The 18,955-nt window shown below is 64.8% G+C and carries 17 protein-coding genes; 13 read left to right on the forward strand and 4 right to left on the reverse strand.

Features of this window, described 5'->3' with window-relative positions:
- The first annotated feature begins 39 nt into the window (after nt 1-39).
- Nucleotides 40-3,588 (forward strand): methionine synthase, encoded by a 3,549-nt coding sequence (gene metH / locus DK874_RS00130; RefSeq protein WP_114311494.1) that lies wholly within the window; start codon nt 40-42, stop codon nt 3,586-3,588.
- On the opposite strand, the gene DK874_RS00135 is transcribed toward metH, so the two are convergent.
- Nucleotides 3,575-4,900 carry a WD40/YVTN/BNR-like repeat-containing protein gene (locus DK874_RS00135; RefSeq protein ID WP_240307560.1) on the reverse strand — a complete coding sequence of 442 codons (1,326 nt, stop codon included), beginning with the start codon at nt 4,898-4,900 and terminating at the stop codon, nt 3,575-3,577. The genes metH and DK874_RS00135 overlap by 14 nt on opposite strands.
- Nucleotides 4,901-5,356: 456 nt before the next feature.
- Between DK874_RS00135 and DK874_RS00140 the strand changes: the two genes are divergently transcribed.
- From DK874_RS00140 to greA, 3 genes are read left to right on the forward strand one after another with little or no spacing between them, the layout of a single operon-like run.
- Nucleotides 5,357-7,207 carry a chorismate-binding protein gene (locus DK874_RS00140; RefSeq protein ID WP_240307561.1) on the forward strand — a complete coding sequence of 617 codons (1,851 nt, stop codon included), beginning with the start codon at nt 5,357-5,359 and terminating at the stop codon, nt 7,205-7,207.
- The gene (locus DK874_RS00145; protein WP_205387538.1) at nt 7,165-8,019 is read left to right on the forward strand and encodes an aminotransferase class IV; all 855 of its coding nucleotides are present in this window, start codon (nt 7,165-7,167) and stop codon (nt 8,017-8,019) included. The genes DK874_RS00140 and DK874_RS00145 overlap by 43 nt, the downstream gene beginning before the upstream one ends.
- 56 nt (nt 8,020-8,075) lie before the next feature.
- Nucleotides 8,076-8,546, forward strand: a complete 471-nt coding sequence (gene greA / locus DK874_RS00150; RefSeq protein WP_114311655.1) for a transcription elongation factor GreA — start codon at nt 8,076-8,078, stop codon at nt 8,544-8,546.
- On the opposite strand, the gene recO is transcribed toward greA, so the two are convergent.
- The gene (gene recO, locus DK874_RS00155) at nt 8,541-9,209 is read right to left on the reverse strand and encodes a DNA repair protein RecO (RefSeq protein WP_114311503.1); all 669 of its coding nucleotides are present in this window, start codon (nt 9,207-9,209) and stop codon (nt 8,541-8,543) included. The two genes, greA and recO, sit on opposite strands and share 6 nt — an antisense overlap.
- A 22-nt stretch (nt 9,210-9,231) precedes the next feature.
- On the opposite strand from recO, the gene DK874_RS00160 reads away from it, so the two are divergent.
- The 6 genes from DK874_RS00160 to queA all read left to right on the forward strand — a co-directional run bounded on the left by DK874_RS00160 (nt 9,232) and on the right by queA (nt 15,060).
- The gene (locus DK874_RS00160; RefSeq protein ID WP_114311506.1) at nt 9,232-9,462 is read left to right on the forward strand and encodes a hypothetical protein; all 231 of its coding nucleotides are present in this window, start codon (nt 9,232-9,234) and stop codon (nt 9,460-9,462) included.
- A gap of 138 nt (nt 9,463-9,600) precedes the next feature.
- On the forward strand, nt 9,601-10,104 hold the full coding sequence (locus tag DK874_RS00165) for a DsrE family protein (protein WP_114311509.1): 504 nt from the start codon (nt 9,601-9,603) through the stop codon (nt 10,102-10,104).
- 36 nt (nt 10,105-10,140) lie between these two features.
- Nucleotides 10,141-10,899: a TIGR00282 family metallophosphoesterase gene (locus DK874_RS00170; protein WP_114311511.1), complete on the forward strand. Its 759-nt coding sequence runs from the start codon at nt 10,141-10,143 to the stop codon at nt 10,897-10,899.
- Nucleotides 10,896-13,481: a phosphoenolpyruvate carboxylase gene (locus DK874_RS00175; RefSeq protein ID WP_114311657.1), complete on the forward strand. Its 2,586-nt coding sequence runs from the start codon at nt 10,896-10,898 to the stop codon at nt 13,479-13,481. The genes DK874_RS00170 and DK874_RS00175 overlap by 4 nt, the downstream gene beginning before the upstream one ends.
- An 11-nt stretch (nt 13,482-13,492) precedes the next feature.
- Nucleotides 13,493-14,029, forward strand: a complete 537-nt coding sequence (locus tag DK874_RS00180) for a LabA-like NYN domain-containing protein (protein WP_114311514.1) — start codon at nt 13,493-13,495, stop codon at nt 14,027-14,029.
- On the forward strand, nt 14,026-15,060 hold the full coding sequence (queA, locus tag DK874_RS00185) for a tRNA preQ1(34) S-adenosylmethionine ribosyltransferase-isomerase QueA (RefSeq protein WP_114311517.1): 1,035 nt from the start codon (nt 14,026-14,028) through the stop codon (nt 15,058-15,060). The genes DK874_RS00180 and queA overlap by 4 nt, the downstream gene beginning before the upstream one ends.
- Here the strand turns inward: queA and DK874_RS00190 are convergent.
- Together DK874_RS00190 and mgtE are read right to left on the reverse strand one after the other, a co-directional pair.
- Nucleotides 15,050-15,439, reverse strand: coding sequence for an inorganic diphosphatase (locus DK874_RS00190; protein ID WP_240307562.1), 390 nt, complete (start codon nt 15,437-15,439; stop codon nt 15,050-15,052). The two genes, queA and DK874_RS00190, sit on opposite strands and share 11 nt — an antisense overlap.
- Nucleotides 15,439-16,788 carry a magnesium transporter gene (gene mgtE / locus DK874_RS00195; RefSeq protein WP_114311521.1) on the reverse strand — a complete coding sequence of 450 codons (1,350 nt, stop codon included), beginning with the start codon at nt 16,786-16,788 and terminating at the stop codon, nt 15,439-15,441. The genes DK874_RS00190 and mgtE overlap by 1 nt, the downstream gene beginning before the upstream one ends.
- Before the next feature lie 206 nt (nt 16,789-16,994).
- Here mgtE and ffh point away from each other — a divergent pair, with 206 nt between their 5' ends.
- From ffh to DK874_RS00210, 3 genes are all read left to right on the forward strand, one after another.
- Nucleotides 16,995-18,299: a signal recognition particle protein gene (gene ffh / locus DK874_RS00200; RefSeq protein WP_114311699.1), complete on the forward strand. Its 1,305-nt coding sequence runs from the start codon at nt 16,995-16,997 to the stop codon at nt 18,297-18,299.
- A gap of 6 nt (nt 18,300-18,305) precedes the next feature.
- On the forward strand, nt 18,306-18,566 hold the full coding sequence (gene rpsP, locus DK874_RS00205; RefSeq protein WP_114311523.1) for a 30S ribosomal protein S16: 261 nt from the start codon (nt 18,306-18,308) through the stop codon (nt 18,564-18,566).
- 100 nt (nt 18,567-18,666) lie between these two features.
- On the forward strand, nt 18,667-18,885 hold the full coding sequence (locus tag DK874_RS00210) for a KH domain-containing protein (RefSeq protein ID WP_038056973.1): 219 nt from the start codon (nt 18,667-18,669) through the stop codon (nt 18,883-18,885).
- The last annotated feature ends 70 nt before the right edge of the window (nt 18,886-18,955 follow it).

An 18,955-nucleotide genomic window follows, 5' to 3' on the forward strand; every position in this document is an offset into this window, starting at 1 on the left:
CCTAGCATAGCTTGCTTTATTTGGCTAAACTAGCGGGATATGGTGGAGGTCCACACCTGCAGTCCCGGCTGCCGTCACCACCTGGGGGGGGCGGGCTTTGGGGATGCCCCTTTGGTGCGGCTTGGTTACAACAGGGAAGCCCGGGCGCAGAAGTTCCCCTACCTTAAAGCCCTCTCGGAAAGGCCCCTGGTCTTTGACGGGGCCATGGGCACCGAGTTGCAAAAAAGGGACCTCACCCCTGAGGACTACGGGGGGGAGGCCTACTTTGGTTGCCCGGAGGTCTTGAACCGTACCCGGCCCGAGGTCATCCAGGAGATCCACCGGGCTTACCTCGAGGCGGGGGCGGAGGTGATTGAAACCAACACCTTTGGCGCTCTCCGCCATGTGCTGGCGGAGTATGGACTGGAGGGGGAGGCGGAGGAGCTGGCCTACCTGGGGGCTCGGGTCGCCAAGGAGGTGGCCGAGCCCTACGGGGCCTTCGTGGCGGGGGCCTTAGGGCCGGGCACCAAGCTTATCTCCCTGGGCCAGATCACCTGGGATGAGCTTTTTGCCGCCTACAAGGAGGCGGTACGGGGGCTTCTAAGGGGCGGGGTGGACCTGATCCTTCTGGAAACCGCCCAGGACATCCTGCAGGTGCGGTGTGCGGTCCTGGCGGCCCGGGAGGCCATGGCCGAGGTGGGCAGGGAGGTGCCCTTGCAGGTCCAGGTGACCATGGAGGCCACGGGCACCATGCTGGTGGGCACGGACGAGCAGGCGGCCCTGGCGGCCTTGGAGAGCCTGCCCATTGATGTGGTGGGTATGAACTGCGCCACGGGCCCCGACCTCATGGACGCCAAGATCCGCTACTTTGCCGAGAACGCCACCCGCTTCGTGAGCTGCTTGCCCAATGCGGGCCTGCCCCGGAACGAAGGGGGAAGGGTGGTCTACGACCTCACCCCAGAGGAGCTGGCCAAGTGGCACCTCAAGTTCGTGACCGAGTACGGGGTAAACGCCGTGGGTGGGTGTTGCGGCACGGGGCCGGAGCACATCCGAAAGGTGGCGGAGGCCATTAAGGGGAAGCCGGCCCCCAAGCGTCCGGAAGCCTTCCCACCCCAGGTGGCCTCCCTCTACCAGGCGGTTCCCCTGCGCCAGGAGGCCAGCCTCTTCCTGGTGGGGGAGCGCCTGAACGCCACCGGGAGCAAGCGGTTTCGGGAGATGCTCTTCGCCCGGGACCTGGAGGGGATCCTGGCCCTGGCACGAGAGCAGGTGGCGGAGGGGGCCCACGCCCTGGACCTCTCCGTGGCCTGGACGGGAAGGGATGAGCTAATGGACCTGGCCTGGCTCCTTCCCCACCTGGCCACGGCGGTCACCGTGCCCTTCATGGTGGATTCCACCTCTCCTTCGGCCATGGAGTTGGCCCTGAAGCACCTTCCGGGCCGGGTCCTTCTCAACTCCGCCAACCTCGAGGACGGCCTCTTGAAGTTTGACCAGGTGGCTTCCCTGGCCAAGGCCCACGGGGCGGCCTTGGTGGTCCTCACCATTGACGAAAGGGGCATGGCCAAAACGCAGAAGGAGAAGGTGCAGGTGGCCTTGCGCATGTACGAGCGCCTCACCGAGCACCACGGTTTCCGCCCGGAGGACCTCCTCTTCGACCTCCTCACCTTCCCCATCACCCAAGGGGACGAGGAGAGCCGCCCCTTGGCCAAGGAAACCCTGCTGGCCATGGAGGAGCTACGGGAGAGGTTTCCCGGGGTGGGCTTCATCCTGGGGGTATCCAACGTTTCCTTTGGCCTGAAGCCCCGGGCCCGGCGGGTCCTGAACTCCATTTTCCTGGACGAAGCCCGGAAGAGGGGGCTTACCGCCGCCATTGTAGATGCGGGGAAGATCCTCCCCTTGGGCCAGATCCCCGAGGAGGCCTACGCGCTGGCCCTGGATCTCATCTATGACCGGAGGAGGGAGGGGTACGACCCGCTTCTGGCCTTTATGGCCTACTTTGAAACCCACCGGGAGGACCCTGCCCTTAAGGAGGATGCTTTCCAGGCCCTTCCCCTTTTGGAGAGGCTAAAGCGCCGGGTGGTGGAGGGGAGGAAGGGGGGCCTCGAGGGGGACCTGGACGAGGCCTTGAGGCTTGGCCATACACCCCTGGAGCTCATCAACGGCCCTCTTTTGGAAGGCATGAGGGAGGTGGGGGAACTCTTTGGGGCGGGGAAGATGCAACTGCCTTTCGTCCTCCAGGCTGCTGAGGTGATGAAGCGGGCGGTGGCCCACCTGGAGCCCCACATGGAACGGCGGGGGGAAGGCCGGGGGAAGATGGTGCTGGCCACGGTCAAGGGGGATGTCCACGACATTGGCAAGAACCTGGTGGACATCATCCTCACCAACAACGGCTACCAGGTGATCAACCTAGGGATCAAGGTGCCCATTGAGGAGATCCTCAAGGCGGTGGAGGAGCACAAGCCCCATGCGGTGGGGATGTCGGGGCTTTTGGTGAAGAGCACCGTGGTCATGAAGGAAAACCTGGAGTACATGCGGGATAGGGGCTATACCCTGCCGGTGATCCTAGGGGGGGCGGCCCTCACCCGCTCCTATGTGGAGGAGCTAAAGGCCGTTTATCCCAACGTCCACTATGCGGAGGATGCCTTTGAGGGCCTTAGGCTCATGGAGGCCCTCACCAGCGGGGAGGCCACCTCGGTGCCGAGGGCGGCCAGTAAGCCCCGGGTGGAGGCACCCCAGGTGGTGCCCAGGGCCAAGCCGGTGGGGGAGGCTCCCTTTGTCCCCCGGCCTCCTTTCTTCGGGGTGCGGGTGGAGGAGAACCTGGACCTGGCCACCCTCGCCCACTACGTGAACAAGCTGGCCCTTTTCCGGGGCCAGTGGGGCTACAGCCGCAAAGGGCTTTCCCGGGAGGAATGGCAGGCCCTGGTGGAAAGGGAGGCCGAACCCGTGTTCCGAAGGCTTCTCAAGGAGGCCATGGAGGAGGGCTGGCTCAGGCCCAGGGTTCTCTATGGCTTCTTTCCCGTGGCCCGGGAAGGGGAGGAGCTTTTGGTCTTCTCCCCCGATACCGGGGAGGTTTGGGAACGCTTTGCCTTCCCTCGGCAAAGAGGTGGCGGCTTAAGCCTCGTGGACTTTTTCCGAGCGCGCTTTGCCCCTCCCTTGGCGGACGAGGAGGAATGGCTTCCCGCCTTTAGGGCTGGGGCCAGGGATGTCCTGGGGGTGCAGCTGGTCACCATGGGGGAGGAGCCTTCCCGGAAGGCCAAGGCGCTTTTTGAGGCTGGGACCTACCAGGAGTACCTTTTCGTACATGGCTTCAGCGTGGAGATGACGGAGGCCCTGGCGGAGTACTGGCACAAAAGGATGCGGCAGATGTGGGGGATTGCTGGTAAGGACGCCACCGAGATCAGAAAACTCTTCCAGCAGGGCTACCAAGGGGCCCGGTACTCCTTCGGCTACCCCGCCTGCCCCGATCTAGCCGACCAAGCCAAGCTGGACCGGCTCATGGACTTCAGCAGGGTTGGGGTGCGCCTCACGGAGAACTTCCAGCTGGACCCCGAGCATGCCACCAGTGCCATCGTGGTCCATCACCCAGAGGCGCGGTACTTTAGCGTGGATTGAGGATACTTAAGAGGGTGCCGCATACCCCGGCTACCACCCAGCTCCCCTGGCCGAAGGCGATGGCCTCTGGTTCCGCGGCCAAGGGGTATACCTCTTCCCAGGTTAGGCCGTCTTCGGAGAAGGCAACGACGCCGTCACCCGGCCGGGGGTGTCCCACAAGAGCAAAGCGGCCTTGGCCGTAGGCCACGCTGGGAAGGTACTGGGGAAGGTGCTGGGTGTTGGCTTCCTCCCAGTCCCAGGGCCTTTTGGCCACCAGGATGGTCCCGTACCCTGTGGCCACAAAGCGTCTGTTGCCGGAGGCAAGGCCCTTGAGCCACGGGGCTCCGCCCGACAACACGGGTTCCCAGCGGACACCATCGCGGGAGGCAAAGAGGGTTCCCTTCTCCCCTGCGGCCAGGAAGATTTCCCCTCCAAACACCACCCCCAGCAGGGTTTGATCGGTGGGTGCGGCCAGGGCCTCCCAGGCCAGGCCATCTTGGGAAAGGAGGAGGGCCTCGCCTACGGCGACGAAGCGGTTGTTGCCGAAGGCCACGCCATAAAGCCACTTCTGCGTGGGGGAGGGGAGTGCCCTCCAGGCCGTACCGTCGCGGGAATAGAGCACCAATCCCTTCTCCCCCACGGCAACAAAACCCCTTTGACCCCGGGTCACGGCCATGAGCCAGCCTGGGGCGCGTGCGGCTAGGTTCCACTTGGAGCCATTGGGCGAGGTAAGGATCACTCCCAAGAGTCCTTCGTGTCCTACGGCCACGAAGCCCTCTGGGCCAGCACTTAAGGCGGAGAGGTGCTGCCCTGTTCCCGTATGCACGGGGTTCCAGGTGAGGCCGTCCTCGGAGAAGTAGAGGGAGGTACCCCAACCGGAGGCCACGAACCGCTGGCCGTTCCAGGCCACGCCGGTGAGGAAGGGTTGGCCCCCGAGGGGTATGCGTAGCCAGCGGGCACCATCCCGGGATACGAGGACGGTGCCGTGCTCCCCCACAGCGACCCAGTGCCCGTTGCCCCATTCCACCGCGAAGAGTCCCCTCCAAACCCCTGAGGTTTGGGGCTGCCAGGTCCGCCCGTCTTGGGAGGCGAGGACGAGGCCACCCCACCCTACGGCCACCCAAAGGCCGTTAGCGAAGGATACGGCGTTGAGAATACCCGGTGCGGGCAGGTGTTCAAAGTGGAGGCCATCCCGGGAAACCAGGATGACATGGTCACCTACAGCCACGAACTTTCCCTGAGCAAAGGCCACGCCCCAAAGGTTGGCGTTGGTGCCTGGCTCTAAGGGGTACCAGGCATACCCATCCGTGGAGCCTAAAGCCAGGCCCTCCATACCCACGGCAAGATACCGACCGAGCCCGTAAGCAACAGCCCAAAGACCCCTTCGGTCCCCACCCCGGTGCACTTCCTTCAAGGTACCTTTCCCTGTTGAGGCCAAAATGGTGCCTTGCGCTCCCACCACCACCCAGGGATGTTCCCCGCCGGTACAGGCGGTGAGGGAAAGGTGGGTGGGGGTGGACACGGGCCTCCAGTCCAGGCCATCTGGGCTTTCCAAGCAGAGGCCGTGCCATCCTAGGGCAACAAACCGGTCTCTTATCCAATGAACCCCCAGAAGAGGGGTGGAACGAACCATCCATGGGCCCAGGGGTTTGCCGATGGTAAGGTTGGTTCGGGGGTTGGTTCCGGCCATTTTCTCTCCAATATCTAGACCTATATCTAGATAGGTACCATACCCTGAGGTGCAGGACAAGGGGTTGCCCCGGTGGGTCTGGCCGATATACTTGGCCCCGTGCTAGGCCTTTACCACGCCGCCCGGAGCCTGGGCTTGAGGCCTGCCCTGCTGGAGTCCTTGGGGATCCGGGCGCCTTTTTCCCGCCTTTTCCTTTTGGGGTTGCGGCCAGCGCACCGCCTCGAGGTGTGGGAGGGCCGGCTTTACCTGGACGGAAAGCGGGTGGGCGAGGCCCTGGACATCTTTACCTACCTGGAAAAAGGGCTGGGGAGAGGGTATTTCCCTGCCTGGATGGGGTTCTTTGCCTACGAGTTTGCCCGGCATCTGGGCCTGGCCACCCACAAGCCCCTTCCTGGCCTTCCCGAGGCCGCGTTCTCCTACTACCCCGAGGGATTCGCCCTCCTCGAGGGGCGGCTGGTGGAAACCCCTTCCTTTCCCTTGAGGCCCCTTCCCTATAATCCCCCTCCCTTGCCCCAATACCCCCTGGTTTCCGATTTCCCCAGGGAGGATTTCCTGCTTGGGGTTGTGGCGGTGCAGGAGAGGATCCGGGCCGGGGTGGTCTACCAGGTGAACCTTTCCCACCGCTTCCGGCTTTTGGGCGCGGTGGACCCCCTCCTCCTTTACGCCCGCCTCCGTTCCTTAAACCCCTCCCCCTTTATGGGGCTAATGGAGGGGGAGGGATGGGCGGTGGTCTCGGGTAGCCCGGAGAGGCTTTTAAAAAAGGTGGGAGGCCGGGTTCTTGCCCGGCCCATCGCCGGCACCCGGCCTAGGGGGGAAACGGAAGCCGAGGACCTGGCGTTGGAAAGGGAACTCCTCTCCTCCCCGAAGGAGCGGGCGGAGCACGCCATGCTGGTGGATCTTCTGCGCCACGACTTGGCCCGGGTGGCCCTGCCGGGTACGGTGAGGGTGCAGGAGCTCTTCACCGTGGAGCGCTACGCCCACGTGATGCACCTGGTGTCCGAGGTGGAGGGGTACACGCGGGCTCCTTTGGGCCGGGTCTTCGCCAGCCTCTTCCCGGGAGGCACCATCACCGGGGCCCCCAAGGGGACGGTGATGGAGGCCATCCGGGAGCTGGAACCTGTACCGAGGGGGGCTTATACGGGAAGCCTGGGGTACGTGTCGGGCCGGGGGGCGGATTTCAACATCCTCATCCGCTCCTTCCAGAGGGTAGGGGAGGAGGTGTATTTCTCTGCGGGGGCGGGGATCGTCATCGCCTCGGAAGCGGAAGCGGAGTACGAGGAGACCCTCCACAAGGCACAAAGCCTCCTACTGGCCCTGAACCGGGGCCGGCCTGGGGTCAAGCCCTTGCCTCCCAGGCCCTCGAGCTCCTGGGCGCCGCCTCCCCCTCCCCGGCGGGTAAAGGCCCGGGTGCTTTTCCTGGAAAACCGGGATTCCTTCAGCTACAACCTGGTGGATTACCTGAGCGCCTTGGGGGCTGAGGTTCAGGTGGTGGATCAGGAGGAGCCACCCCATTTCCAAGGCTTTACCCACCTGGTGGTAGGCCCAGGGCCCAAGGACCCCTTTGCGGCGGGAAGGGTTTTGGCCTGGACGCAACAGGCCTTGGCGGAAGGGATGCCTTTCTTTGGGGTATGCCTGGGGCACCAGGCCTTGGGGGTGGCCTTGGGGGCGGAGCTTTACCGGGAAAGGCCGGTCCACGGGGAGGCCCACCCCGTTTTCCATAGCGGGGAAGGGCTCTTTGCGGGCCTACCCAATCCCCTTCCCTTTGCCCGCTACCACTCCCTGGCCCTTAGAAACCTTCCTCCCCAGGTGCGCCTCCTGGCTTGGACAGGGGATGGGGTACCCATGGCCATCTGGGACGGCAGACGGGCCTATGGCGTCCAGTTCCACCCGGAGAGTATCCTGTCCCCGTGGGGGATGGAGCTTTTGGCCAGGTTCCTGGAGGAGGCTTAAGGCGGGTGCTCCTGAGGGGGGAGCCTTTTCGCGAGCCCCTTCCGGAAGGGTTTTTGTACCACGGCCTAAGCGTCTTCACCACCTTGCGGGTGGAAAGGGGAGAGGCCCTTTGGTTGGAGGAACACCTCCACCGCCTGAGGCGGCACGCTTCAGCCTTGGGGCTTCCCTACCCGGGGGATGGGGTGTTCCTGCAGGACTTCGAGGCCCTTAAAGGAGAGCTTTCCCACCTTCCTTGCCTCCGCCTCCGCTTCACCGTGGGGGAGGGGGTCTGGCTTACCGAGGCCCGGCCCTATACCCCCCTTCCCTTGGCGGCCTATGAGGAGGGGGTGCGGGTTCTCCTCACGCCCTACCGGGTGCATCCGGACCTGTACCGCTTTAAGACGGGCAACTACCTGCCGTACCGCCTGGCCTTGAAGGAGGCGGAGGGGCAGGGGGCCTTTGAGGGGCTTCTCCAAGATGGGGAGGGCTATGTGGTGGACGGAAGCCGCACCAGCCCTCTCCTTTACCGGGATGGGGTGCTCGTGCTCCTGGAGGGGGGCCTCGAGGGGATCACCCGGAGGAAGGTGGCTGAGGCGGCTCGGGAACTGGGCCTAAGGGTGGAAAGGGCCCGGCTTTACCCCTGGGAACTTCCCTTGGCTGAGCCGCCACCCCTTCCGCCGCAACTGGCCCTGCGCCGCCAACGGGGGGAGCGGGAAGGAAGGGGAAGCCTGCTCCTAGCGGGAAGCGGGGTGGGGCTTTTGCCCGTGGGGCCGCTTCCGGAGGCTTTGGCCCCCTTGGTGGAGCGCTTCCTTCCCGCCTGCTATACTGAATAGCGGTACCTCCAGCCCATCCCCATGGGCTGGTGCCCCTTTTTACGCGGAGGGAAGGGATGAAGAAGCCGGTTTACCTGACCCCAGAAGGCTTTAGGCGCCTTCAGGAGGAACTCAACCACTTAAAGACCACCAAGCGGCAGGAGATCTCCGCCGACTTTGAACAGGCCTTGGAGGAAGGGGATTTAAGGGAGAACGCTGGCTACGATGAGGCCCGCCGGGCCATGTGGCAAAATGAGGCCCGGATTGCCCAGCTGGAGGACCTCTTGGCCCGGGCGGTGGTGGTGGAGGGGAACGGCTCCTATGAGCAGGTGGCCTTGGGCTGCCAGGTGGAGCTGGAAACCGAATCCGGGGAAAGGCTCTCTTTGGCCATTGTGGGGAGCCACGAGGCTGACATTTTCAGCGGCAAGATCTCCGACGAGTCCCCCTTGGGCCAGGCGCTTTTGGGCAAGAAGGTAGGGGACGTGGTGGAGATAAGGGGCAAGAGGGGAGCCCAGGTCTACACCATCCTGGAGATCAAGCCCCTATAGTTCTGCGAGGGCAGGCGTGGCCTTAAGAGGGCCCAGGGCCTCTTCCGCATGGTGTTTGAGGGCGAGCATAAGTCTTTCCAAGGGAGCCTCCTCCAGATGGGGAAGGGCCTCGCTACCCGGGAGGTGGAGGATGGCCCTGAGGGCTGCCACGCCCCTTTCCCCCAGGTAGATGCCCTCATCCTCCAGGCGGCCCGCCTTCAGGTATAGGCCCGGCCCCAAAAGGTTGGGACCCAGGCCCCCCGCCTTCACCACCCGCCAACCGGCCCACACCAGGGGCAGAAGGGGCCTTTGGTGTTTGGCGATGCCCCTTAGGCCCGAGATGAAGACGGGGTAGATCCTGGGCGCGGCCTCGGGGGAGGCCAGGCGGTAGGCCAGTTCCGCCAGAAAGGAGGCCAGAAGGAAGCGCTCGGGTTCCTCCAGGCCGTGGAGCCTTCCGAGAAGCTCCGCCTGGGTGAGGGTGGGAAGGCCTTCCCCCTTGGCGTAGACCTGGAAGCGCACGTGGTGGAAAAGGGACAGCCTCCCCGAACGCCCCGAGGGGCGCACCCCCTTGCGGGCCACGGCCTCGAGGCTCCCCCCTGGGGTTAGGAAACGCAGGAGAAGATCCCCTTGGGGTAGGGCCTTACGCCCCACCACCACGCCTTCCTCCAGCCGGTAACGCTCCACCTCTTTAGTGTATGCTTAAGGTATGGAACGGACCCTGCGCGATGTTCTGGAGTGGGTGGTCTTGGGGTTACTGGTGGTGGTGGGGGTGCTCCTTGCCCTGTGGGTGGGCGGATGGGTGTTCTCCTTTCTGGGGCGGGTGCTCCTGGCGCTTTCCGGCCTGATCTGGGAGCTTTTGAAGTTCGCTATCCCCTTGCTGATCCTGGCGGCCATCGGCTACGGGGTGGTGTACCTTTTGCAGAGGCGAACCGCATAGGGTAGCCCCTCGAGGAGGGTCAGGAGGCGATCCCGAACCCAGCCCCCACCCAAGGGGCTGGGTTTTTTCTTAACGTGCCGGATACCCTTGACCTTAACGATATGGGGGGTGTAACCTATTTCCTCAATAGGAGGGAGCATGGACCGAAGGTTTCTACTAAGGCTGGGGACGCTTCTGGGGGCGGGTTCCCTGCTGGGGGTGCGGGCCAACGAGCGGCTGGCCTACAAGGACTTCAAGAAGGAAACCCCCATGGCCGTGGTGTACCACCTGGACTTTGGGGACCCTAACCGCTTTGGGCAGATGCTGACCAACATCAGCAACCACCTCTCCGTCTACGACAACGACCCCTTCAAGGTCAAAATCGTGGTGGTGGCCCATGGGGCCGGGGTTCAGTTTTTCCTTAAGGATCTGGAGGGTACGCCATGGGCCTCGGCCCAGTACGACCGGGAGGCCCTTTTCAGCCGGGTGAAGCAGCTGGCCCAGCTGGGGGTGGAATACTACCTCTGCGAGATCACCTTTAGCCGCAACAACATCCCCAAGGACAAACTTCGGCCGGAGGAGTTCCTCAAGTGGGTGCCCTCTGGGGTGGGGGCTTTGGGGGAGCTTCAGGCCAAAGGGTACGCGTACATCAAGGTGGGTTGAACCTGAAAGGACCCCTAGGGTGCGTATAATGCCCCCATGCGGGTCCTCTTCATCGGCGACGTGATGGCCGAGCCCGGCCTCAGGGCGGTGAGCCTGCACCTGCCGGATATCCGGGACCGGTACGATCTGGTCATTGCCAACGGGGAGAACGCCGCCAAGGGTAAGGGCCTGGACCGTCGTTCCTACCGCATCCTACGCGAGGCAGGGGTGGACCTGGTTTCCTTGGGGAACCATGCCTGGGACCACAAGGAGGTCTACGACCTTTTGGAGAAGGAACCCGTGGTCCGGGCCCTCAACTACCCTCCGGGTACCCCGGGGCGGGGTTGGTGGCGGCTTTGGGCAGGGGAGGAGAGCCTCCTCTTTGTGCAGGTGATGGGCCGGATCTTCATGGACCCCCTGGACGATCCCTTCCGCACCCTGGATGCCCTTTTGGCCCAGGAAAGGGCGGACTATATCCTGGTGGAGGTGCACGCCGAGGCCACCAGCGAGAAGATGGCCTTGGCCCACTACCTGGACGGGCGGGTGACCGCGGTGCTGGGCACCCACACCCACGTGCCCACCCTGGACACCATGCGCCTGCCCAAGGGTACCCTGTACCAGACCGATGTGGGCATGACCGGCACCTACGAGTCCATCATCGGCGGGGAGGTGGAAACCTTTCTGGCCCGCTTCCTCACGGGTAGGCCCCAGCCCTTTAGGGCTGCCCAGGGAAGGGCCCGTTTCCATGCCACGGAGCTGATTCTGGAAGGAGGAAGGGGGGCCTCCATAGGCCCTTATGTGTGGGAGGAACCTTGACGCAGGGTAAGGAGGACACCTTTGACCTCTTGCGGGCGGAGGTGGACCTTTTGGGCCGCCTTTTGGGAGAGGCCATCCGGGCCATCTCGGGGGAGCGGTTTTTTGCCCTGGTGGAGGAGGTGCGCCTCCTTGCCAAAGCCCGGCGGCAAGGGGACGAGGGGGCGAGCGCCCTCCTTTTAGAGCGGGTGGAGGGGCTTTCCCTGGAGGAGGCGGAGGCCCTAGTGCGGGCCTTCACCCACTACTTCCACCTGGTGAACCTGGCGGAGGAGAGGCACCGGGTGCGGGTGAACCGGCTTAGGGCCCAGGCGGAAACCCCCGAGAATCCTAGGCCCGAGGGCTTCCTGGCCTTGGCCCAGGCCCTGAAGGAAAGGGGCCTTTCCTTGGAGCAGGTGGAGGCCCACCTGAACTGCCTGGAGCTATGGCTCACCTTCACCGCCCACCCCACCGAGACCCGCCGGCGGACCCTAAGGTACCATCTGGAAAAGCTTCAAGAGGAGCTGGAGGCCAAGGACCGCTCCCGTTTGGCCGCCAGGGTAGCCCTGCTTTACGCCACCGAGGAGGTGCGCAAGGCCAGGCCCACGGTGGAGGACGAGATCAAGGGGGGACTTTACTACCTGCCCACCACCCTCTGGCAGGCGGTGCCCAAGGTGGTGGAGGGCCTCGAGGCGGCCCTGGAGCAGGTGTATGGCCAAAGGCCCCGCCTGAAGAGCCCGGTGCGCTTTAGGAGCTGGATCGGAGGCGACCGGGATGGCAACCCCTTTGTCACCCCAGAGGTGACCGCCTTCGCCGGTCGGTATGCCCGCCAGGTGGCCCGGGAACGGTTTTTACGGGAGCTGGAGGACCTGGTGCGGGACCTCTCCCTCTCCGAAACCAAGGTGCCCGTCCCCCGGGGTATCCGGGAGGGGGGAGAAGGGGTGGAGCGCTTTCCCGGCGAACCCTACCGCCGCTTCTTTGCCCGGCTTTATGCCCGGCTGGAAAGGGAAGAGGTCAGCACCGAGGAGCTTTTAAAGGCCCTAAAGATGGCGGAGGAGGGCCTGGCGACGGTGGGCTTAGGGCAGGTGGCCTTCTCCTTTTTCCGCCCCCTCGAGGCCCGCCTGCAGGCTTTCGGCCTGGAGCTGGCCCCTTTGGACCTGAGGGAGGAGTCCATAAAGCTTCTGGAGGCCGCCCAGGAGCTTCTTTTCGTAGGGGGTGTCCACCCCGATTTTCTCTCCCTTTCCCCGGAGGAGAAGGAGGCGCTTCTCACCCGGGAGCTGGCCAGCGCCCGACCCCTTTTGCCCGTGGGGGAGGAGCCCAAGGGCGAGGCCTTGCGGGTGGCCCTGGGGGCCCTTAGGGCCTGGCGGGACAAGGGGGCCCATGTGGTCTCCATGACCCACCATCCTGCGGACATCCTGGCGGTCTTCCTCCTGGCGCGGGAGGTGGGGTTATACCGCCCGGGCGCCTCCTTACCCTTTGACGTGGTGCCCCTTTTTGAAACCCTGGAGGACCTCCACCGGGCCCCGGAGGTGCTGGCCCGCTTACTCTCCAACCCCATTTTCCAGGCCCACGCCCGGGGCCGGGGAGGGGTGGAGGTGATGATCGGTTACTCCGATTCCAACAAGGATGTGGGCTTCCTGGCCGCTAACCTGGCCCTGTACGAGGCCCAGGAGGCCTTGGCCAGGGTGGGGAAAGGCTTTGGCCTGCCGGTTTTTTTCTTCCACGGCCGGGGTACCTCCACCGCCCGGGGCGGGGGCCCCGCAGGCCGGGCCATCGCCAGCCTGCCGCCCAGGAGCGTGGGGCACCGCATCCGCCTCACGGAGCAAGGGGAAGCCCTGGCGGACCGGTACAGCCACCCCGAGCTGGCCGTGCGCCACCTGGAGCAACTCCTCTTCCATTTCGCCCAGGCGGCCTTGGGGGAGGGGATAGAACCCAAGCCCGAGTGGCGGGAGGCCCTTTGGCAGGCGGGGGAGGAGAGCGTGCGCCGGTACCGGGCCCTTCTGGCCCAGGAGGGTTTCTTCCCCTTTTTTGAGGCCCTCACCCCCATCCGGGAGATCGGGGAGCTCCCCATTGCCAGCCGCCCCGTGTACCGGCACGGCCGGGTGCGGGAGATCCGCGACCTCCGGGCCATCCCCTGGGTGATGGCCTGGACCCAGGTGCGCCTTCTCCTGCCGGGATGGTATGGGCTTAGCGCCTTGGAAACCCTTCCCCTGGACCTTCTCAGGCGGATGTACCGGGAGTGGCCCTTCTTCGCCACCACCTTAGAAAACGCCGCCATGGCCTTGGCCAAGGCGGATCTTGGGGTGGCGGAGCTCTACCTGCGCCTGGTGCCGGAGGAGCTACATTCCCTTTTCCACGGCATCGCCCAGGAGTACCAAAAGACGGTGGCGCTTCTGGAAAACATCTTCCAGGCCCCCCTCCTCCACAACCAAAGGACCCTGGAAAGGCAGATCGGGCTACGCAACCCCTACGTGGACCCCATCAACTTCGTGCAGGTGGAGCTCCTCCGCCGCTACCGTGCCCCCGGAGGCCGGGAGGACGAGGCCCTGAGGAAGGCCCTCTTGCTTTCCTTGCTGGGGGTGGCGGCGGGTCTTAGGAATGCGGGGTAAGATGGAGGCCGATGGAACTCGGCCAGCATCCTGACCAGCGGGTGGGCGTCTTCGTGGACACCCAGAACCTCTACCACTCCGCCCGGGACTACTACGAACGCAACGTGAACTTTGAAAGCCTCCTGCGCTTTGCCGTGGGGGGGAGGCGCTTGGTGCGGGCCACCGCCTACGTGGTGGAAAAGGAGGGGGACACCTCCGCCTGGCCCTTCATCTACAAGCTTTCCACCATCGGCTACCGGGTTAGGCGCATGTACCTCACGGTGAAGGAGCTGGGCGAGGGAGGGAAGCCCATCTACGAGGGCAACTGGGATATGGGTATCGCTGCGGACATGGTGCGGCTCATGCCCCACCTGGACGTGGTGGTCCTGGGAAGCGGGGATGGGGATTTTGTGGAGATCCTCGAGGTCCTCATGGAAAGGGGCATCCGGGTGGAGGTGATCGCTTTCCGGGAGACCACCGCCCAAAAGCTCATCGATGCCGTGGATCGCTTCGTGCACCTTCCCGAAATCCCCAATGCCTTCATGGAGCCCAAGAACGCCGAGCGATGAGCCTCGAGGCCTACGACTATTTTCTGCCCCCCGAGCTGATTGCCCAAGAGGGGGTGGAGCCCCGGGACCTGGCCCGGATGCTGGTGGTCTTTCGGGAAGGGCCTTTCCGTACGGAGCACCGCCAGGTTAAGGACCTTCCCCACTACCTTCGCCCGGGGGATGTTCTGGTCTTCAACGAAAGCAAGGTGATCCCGGCCAGGCTTCTCGCCCGAAGGCCCACGGGGGGCAAGGTGGAGGTGCTTTTGGTGCGGGAGAGGGCTCCTGGCCTCTGGGAGGCCCTGGTGGGGCCAGGGAGGAAGGCTAAGCCCGGCACGAGGCTTGTTTTCCTTTCGCCCCGGGACCTGAAGGAGGTTTCGGGCCTGATGGCGGAGGTGGTGGGGGTGGAGGAGGGGGGGGTGCGGCTCCTCCGTTTCCAGGGGGACCTCTTGGCCCACTTGGAGGAGGTAGGGGAGGTGCCCTTGCCCCCCTACATCAAGACCAGAATCCCCCTTGAGCGCTACCAGACGGTGTACGCCAGGCGCCCAGGTTCGGTGGCGGCCCCCACCGCTGGGCTTCACTTCACCCCGGAGCTTTTGGCCCGCCTGAGGGATATGGGGGTGGAGCTCCGCTTCCTCACCCTGCACGTGGGCCCCGGCACCTTCCGCCCGGTGAAGGGGGATCCGGAGGGGCACCCGATGCACCCCGAACCCTACGAGATCCCCGAGGAAACCGCAAAGGCCGTCAACCAGGCTAAGGAGGAGGGGAGGCGGGTGGTAGCGGTGGGCACCACCGTGGTGCGGGCCTTGGAAAGCGCTTACCGGGAGGGGGTAGGGGTAGTGGCTGGGGAAGGGGAGACCCGGCTATTCATCCGGCCGCCCTATACCTTCCGGGTGATCGATGGTCTTTTCACCAACTTCCACCTGCCCCGCTCCACCCTCCTCATGCTGGTGGCGGCCTGTTTGGGCTACGAAAGGACCATGGAGGCCTACCGGCTGGCGGTGGCGGAAAGGTATCGGTTCTACTCCTTAGGGGATGCCATGCTCATCCTCTAAGCAATGCGCTCACCCAGTCCCAGGCCTCCTGTGGTCCAAGGAGGCGGGGGTTGCGGCCTGGGTGGAACCAGGCGAGGAGCTCTTGGACCTCCCCCGGGCCGGGTTTTCCTTCTTCGGTCCCGAGGAGAAGCTTGTGGTCCCCATCCGCTAGCCACACCATCCCCACCACCTCCCCTTCCACCTGGGTTCCTGGAGGAAGGGCCGGGCCCAGATACACGGCATCCACCTCCTCCCCGTCGGCGGGGTTGATGAGGCCCGGGATGAGGCCGTAGTTCACCGGCGCCGGTTGGTCCACGGCCACCAGGCTGAGTCTCCCTTCCTTCCAGGCATAGCGGAAGGGGCTTCCCTTGCTCCACTCCACCACCATGGAAAGCCGCATCATCCCAGGTTAAGCAGCAAGCGGGCCACGGAAAGGTAGATGAGGAGGCCCGAGATGTCGGAAAGGGTAGCCACCAGGGGATTGGACACCAAGGCGGGGTCTACTCCAAGACGCCTCAGCACCACGGGGAGCATGGCCCCCACCAGGTTGGCGAAGAGCACCAGGAGGAAGAGGGCTAAGCCCACCGCCGGGGCCAAGGGGGCGTGCCCGTCCAGGAAGACCTTGCCCAAAAGCAGCATGGCCAGGGTGAGGCCCAGAAGGCTCCCCACCAGGCTTTCCTTAAAGAGGACCCGCCGCCAGTCCCTAAGGTCTAGGTCGCGGGTGGCTAGGGCGCGGATGATGAGGGTGGCGGATTGGTTGCCGGTGTTGCCTCCCGTGCCCAGGAGCACGGGCACGTAAAAGGCCAAGGCGGTGGCCGCCTCGAGGAGGTTTTCAAACCCTTGCAGGATGGAGCTGGTGACCATGCCGGTCAGGATCAGGATCACCAGCCAGCGCACCCGGGCCAACCACAAGGCGATGGGGGAGGCCTGGCTGTAGACCAAATCCGGCACGTCCACGGCGGCCAGGCGGTGGATATCCTCGGTGGCCTCCTCTTCTATCACGTCCAGGACGTCATCTACCGTGACGATGCCCACCAGCACCCCCTCCTCATCCACCACGGGCAAAACGGTGAAGTCGTAGTCGGCCATGAGGCGGGCCACCTCCTCCTGGTCGGTGTCCGTGCGGGCGAAGACCACCTTGGGGTTCATGATCTCCGCCACCTTGGTCCGGGGGTCGGCCACGATCAGGTCCCGTAGGGAGAGCACCCCCTTAAGGCGGCCCACCTCATCCACCACGTAGATGTAGTAGATGGTTTCCGCATCGGGGGCGGCCCGGCGCAGGAAGCGGATCACCTCCTCCACGGTCATGCCCTCCCGTACCGCCACGTACTCGGGGGTCATGAGGCCGCCCGCCTCGTCCTCCTCGTACTGGGTGAGTTCTTCCACCTCGGCCCGGGTTTCCGGGTCTAGGGCTTCCTTTAGGCGGCGGAAGAGCTCGGGGTCCTCCTCCTCTACCGCCTGGAGGGCGTCGGCCAGGTCGTCCAGGGAGAGTTCCTCCAGGAGTTCCTGAACCCGCCAGGGGGGTAGGGTCTTCAGGTACTCCGCCTGCTCCTCGGGGCCTAGGTGGGAGAAGACCTCCGCGGCCCGGTCCTTGGGCAGGAGGGTGAGGACCACATAGCGGTGCTCCCCCTCTAGCTCATCCCAAAGGGCAAGGAGGTCCTGGGGATGGATTTCCTCCAGGATTTTCTGAAGCGCAAGGGTATCGCCTTCTCGCAGGGCTTGGCGAAGGGGGGAAAGGGTCGTTTCCACAGGCGGCCTCCTTTCTCGCTGAAGGCCGCCCATGGCGGCCTTCAGGGCCTAGGACTCGAGGGCAAAGCCCCTGTCATACCCTTTCTAGCCTAGGGGGTCAGGCTTTCCCCGTCAACCAACCTCGCTAGAAGTGTGGGAAAAATTGAGGTTGACACGCTCAAGGGGTGTACCCTATCCTAAGGCCCGGCCTGGTGGCCGGGAGGCGCATGTTTGCCAAGCTAGCGGGGAAACTACAGGAAGCCATAGACCGCCTAAGGGGCCGGGGCCGCATCAGCGAGGAGGACCTGAAGGCCACCCTGAGGGAGATCCGTCGGGCCCTGATGGACGCGGACGTGAACCTGGAGGTGGCCAGGGCCTTCGTGGAGAGCGTGCGGGAAAAGGCCCTGGGCCAAAAGGTCCTGGAGAGCCTTACCCCGGCGGAGGTGGTCCTGGCCACGGTCTACGAGGCCCTAAAGGAGGCCTTGGGTGGGGAGCCCCGTTTCCCTACCCTGAAGGACCGTAACCTCTGGTTCTTGGTGGGTCTGCAGGGTTCCGGTAAGACCACCACCGCCGCCAAGCTGGCCCTCTTTTATAAGGGCAAGGGGCGCAGGCCCCTCCTGGTGGCCGCCGACACCCAGCGCCCCGCTGCCCGGGAGCAGCTTCGTATCCTGGGGGAGAGGATCGGGGTCCCGGTCCTGGAGGTGCAGGATGGGGAGAGCCCCGGGTCCATCCGCCGCCGGGTGGAGGAAAAGGCCAGGCAGGAGGTTCGCGACCTGATCCTGGTGGACACCGCCGGGCGTCTGCAGATTGACGAGCCCCTCATGGCGGAGCTTGCCCTCCTCAAGGAGGTCCTGGGCCCCGACGAGGTGCTTCTGGTCCTGGACGCCATGACCGGCCAGGAGGCCCTGGGGGTGGCCAAGGCCTTTGACGAAAAGGTGGGGGTCACGGGCCTCATCCTTACCAAGCTGGACGGGGATGCCCGGGGTGGGGCGGCCCTTTCTGCCCGGCACGTGACGGGGAAGCCCATCTACTTCGCCGGGGTTTCCGAGCGCCCCGAGGGTCTGGAGCCCTTCTATCCGGACCGGCTGGCGAGCCGTATCCTGGGCATGGGGGACGTGGCCACCCTGGCGGAGAAGGTGCGGGCGGCGGGCCTCGAGGCGGAGACCCCCAAGTCCGCTAAGGAGCTCACCCTGGAGGACTTCCTCAAGCAAATGCAAAACCTAAAGCGCTTGGGGTCCTTCTCGGAGGTGCTCTCCATGCTCCCTGGGGTGGGGAAGGCCTTGCCCGCTGGGGTTCAGGTGGACGATAAGGCCCTGAAGCGCCTCGAGGCCATCGTCCTTTCCATGACCCCCGAGGAGCGGAAGGACCCCCGCATCTTAAACGCCTCCCGGCGCAAGCGCATCGCCAGGGGAAGCGGCACCAGCGTGCAGGAGATCAACCGGCTCATCAAGGCCTTTGAGGAAACCAAGGCCCTAATGAAGTCCCTGGAGAAGAACAAGGGCCGGGGACTCATGGGAATGTTCAGGAGGTAAGGGAGAATGGTCAAGATCCGTCTTTCTCGTTTCGGCTCCAAGCATAACCCCCACTACCGCATCGTGGTGACCGATAGCCGCAAGAAGCGTGACGGGGCGTACATCGAAAAGATAGGCTACTACGACCCCCGGAAGACCACCCCGGAGTGGCTTAAGGTGGACGTGGAGAGGGCCAGGTACTGGCTGTCCGTGGGCGCTCAACCCACGGACACCGCACGTAGGCTTCTCCGGCAGGCGGGGGTTTTCCGGCAAGACCAGCCCGCATAGCCTGGAGCCCCAGGTACAGCAAGCGCTCGGGGCCAAGGGGCATAGGAGCCCAAGCGCCGGTAGGGTTTTCCCGCCGGCGTTTTTCCTTTAGCATTAGGGCATGAAGGACCTGGTGGAATACCTGGCCAAGAGCGTGGTGGACCAGCCGGAGCGGGTTCGGGTGCAGGAAAGGCGCACCCGCGAGGGGCCGGTGTATGTGGTGGAGGTGGCCCCTGAGGACAAGGGCCGGCTGATCGGTAAGCAGGGCCGGGTGATCGAGTCCATCCGCACCCTGGTGCGGGCCTACGCCAAGCGCAAGGTGGGGGTAGAGGTGCGCTAGGGCTAATACCACCCCACCCTGGCTTGCGCCAGGGTGGGGGCCCCGGAAAGGGCCTCGGGTAGGCATCATC

The organism is Thermus caldifontis (assembly GCF_003336745.1).
In the GTDB taxonomy this organism is placed as follows: Bacteria; Deinococcota; Deinococci; order Deinococcales; family Thermaceae; genus Thermus; species Thermus caldifontis.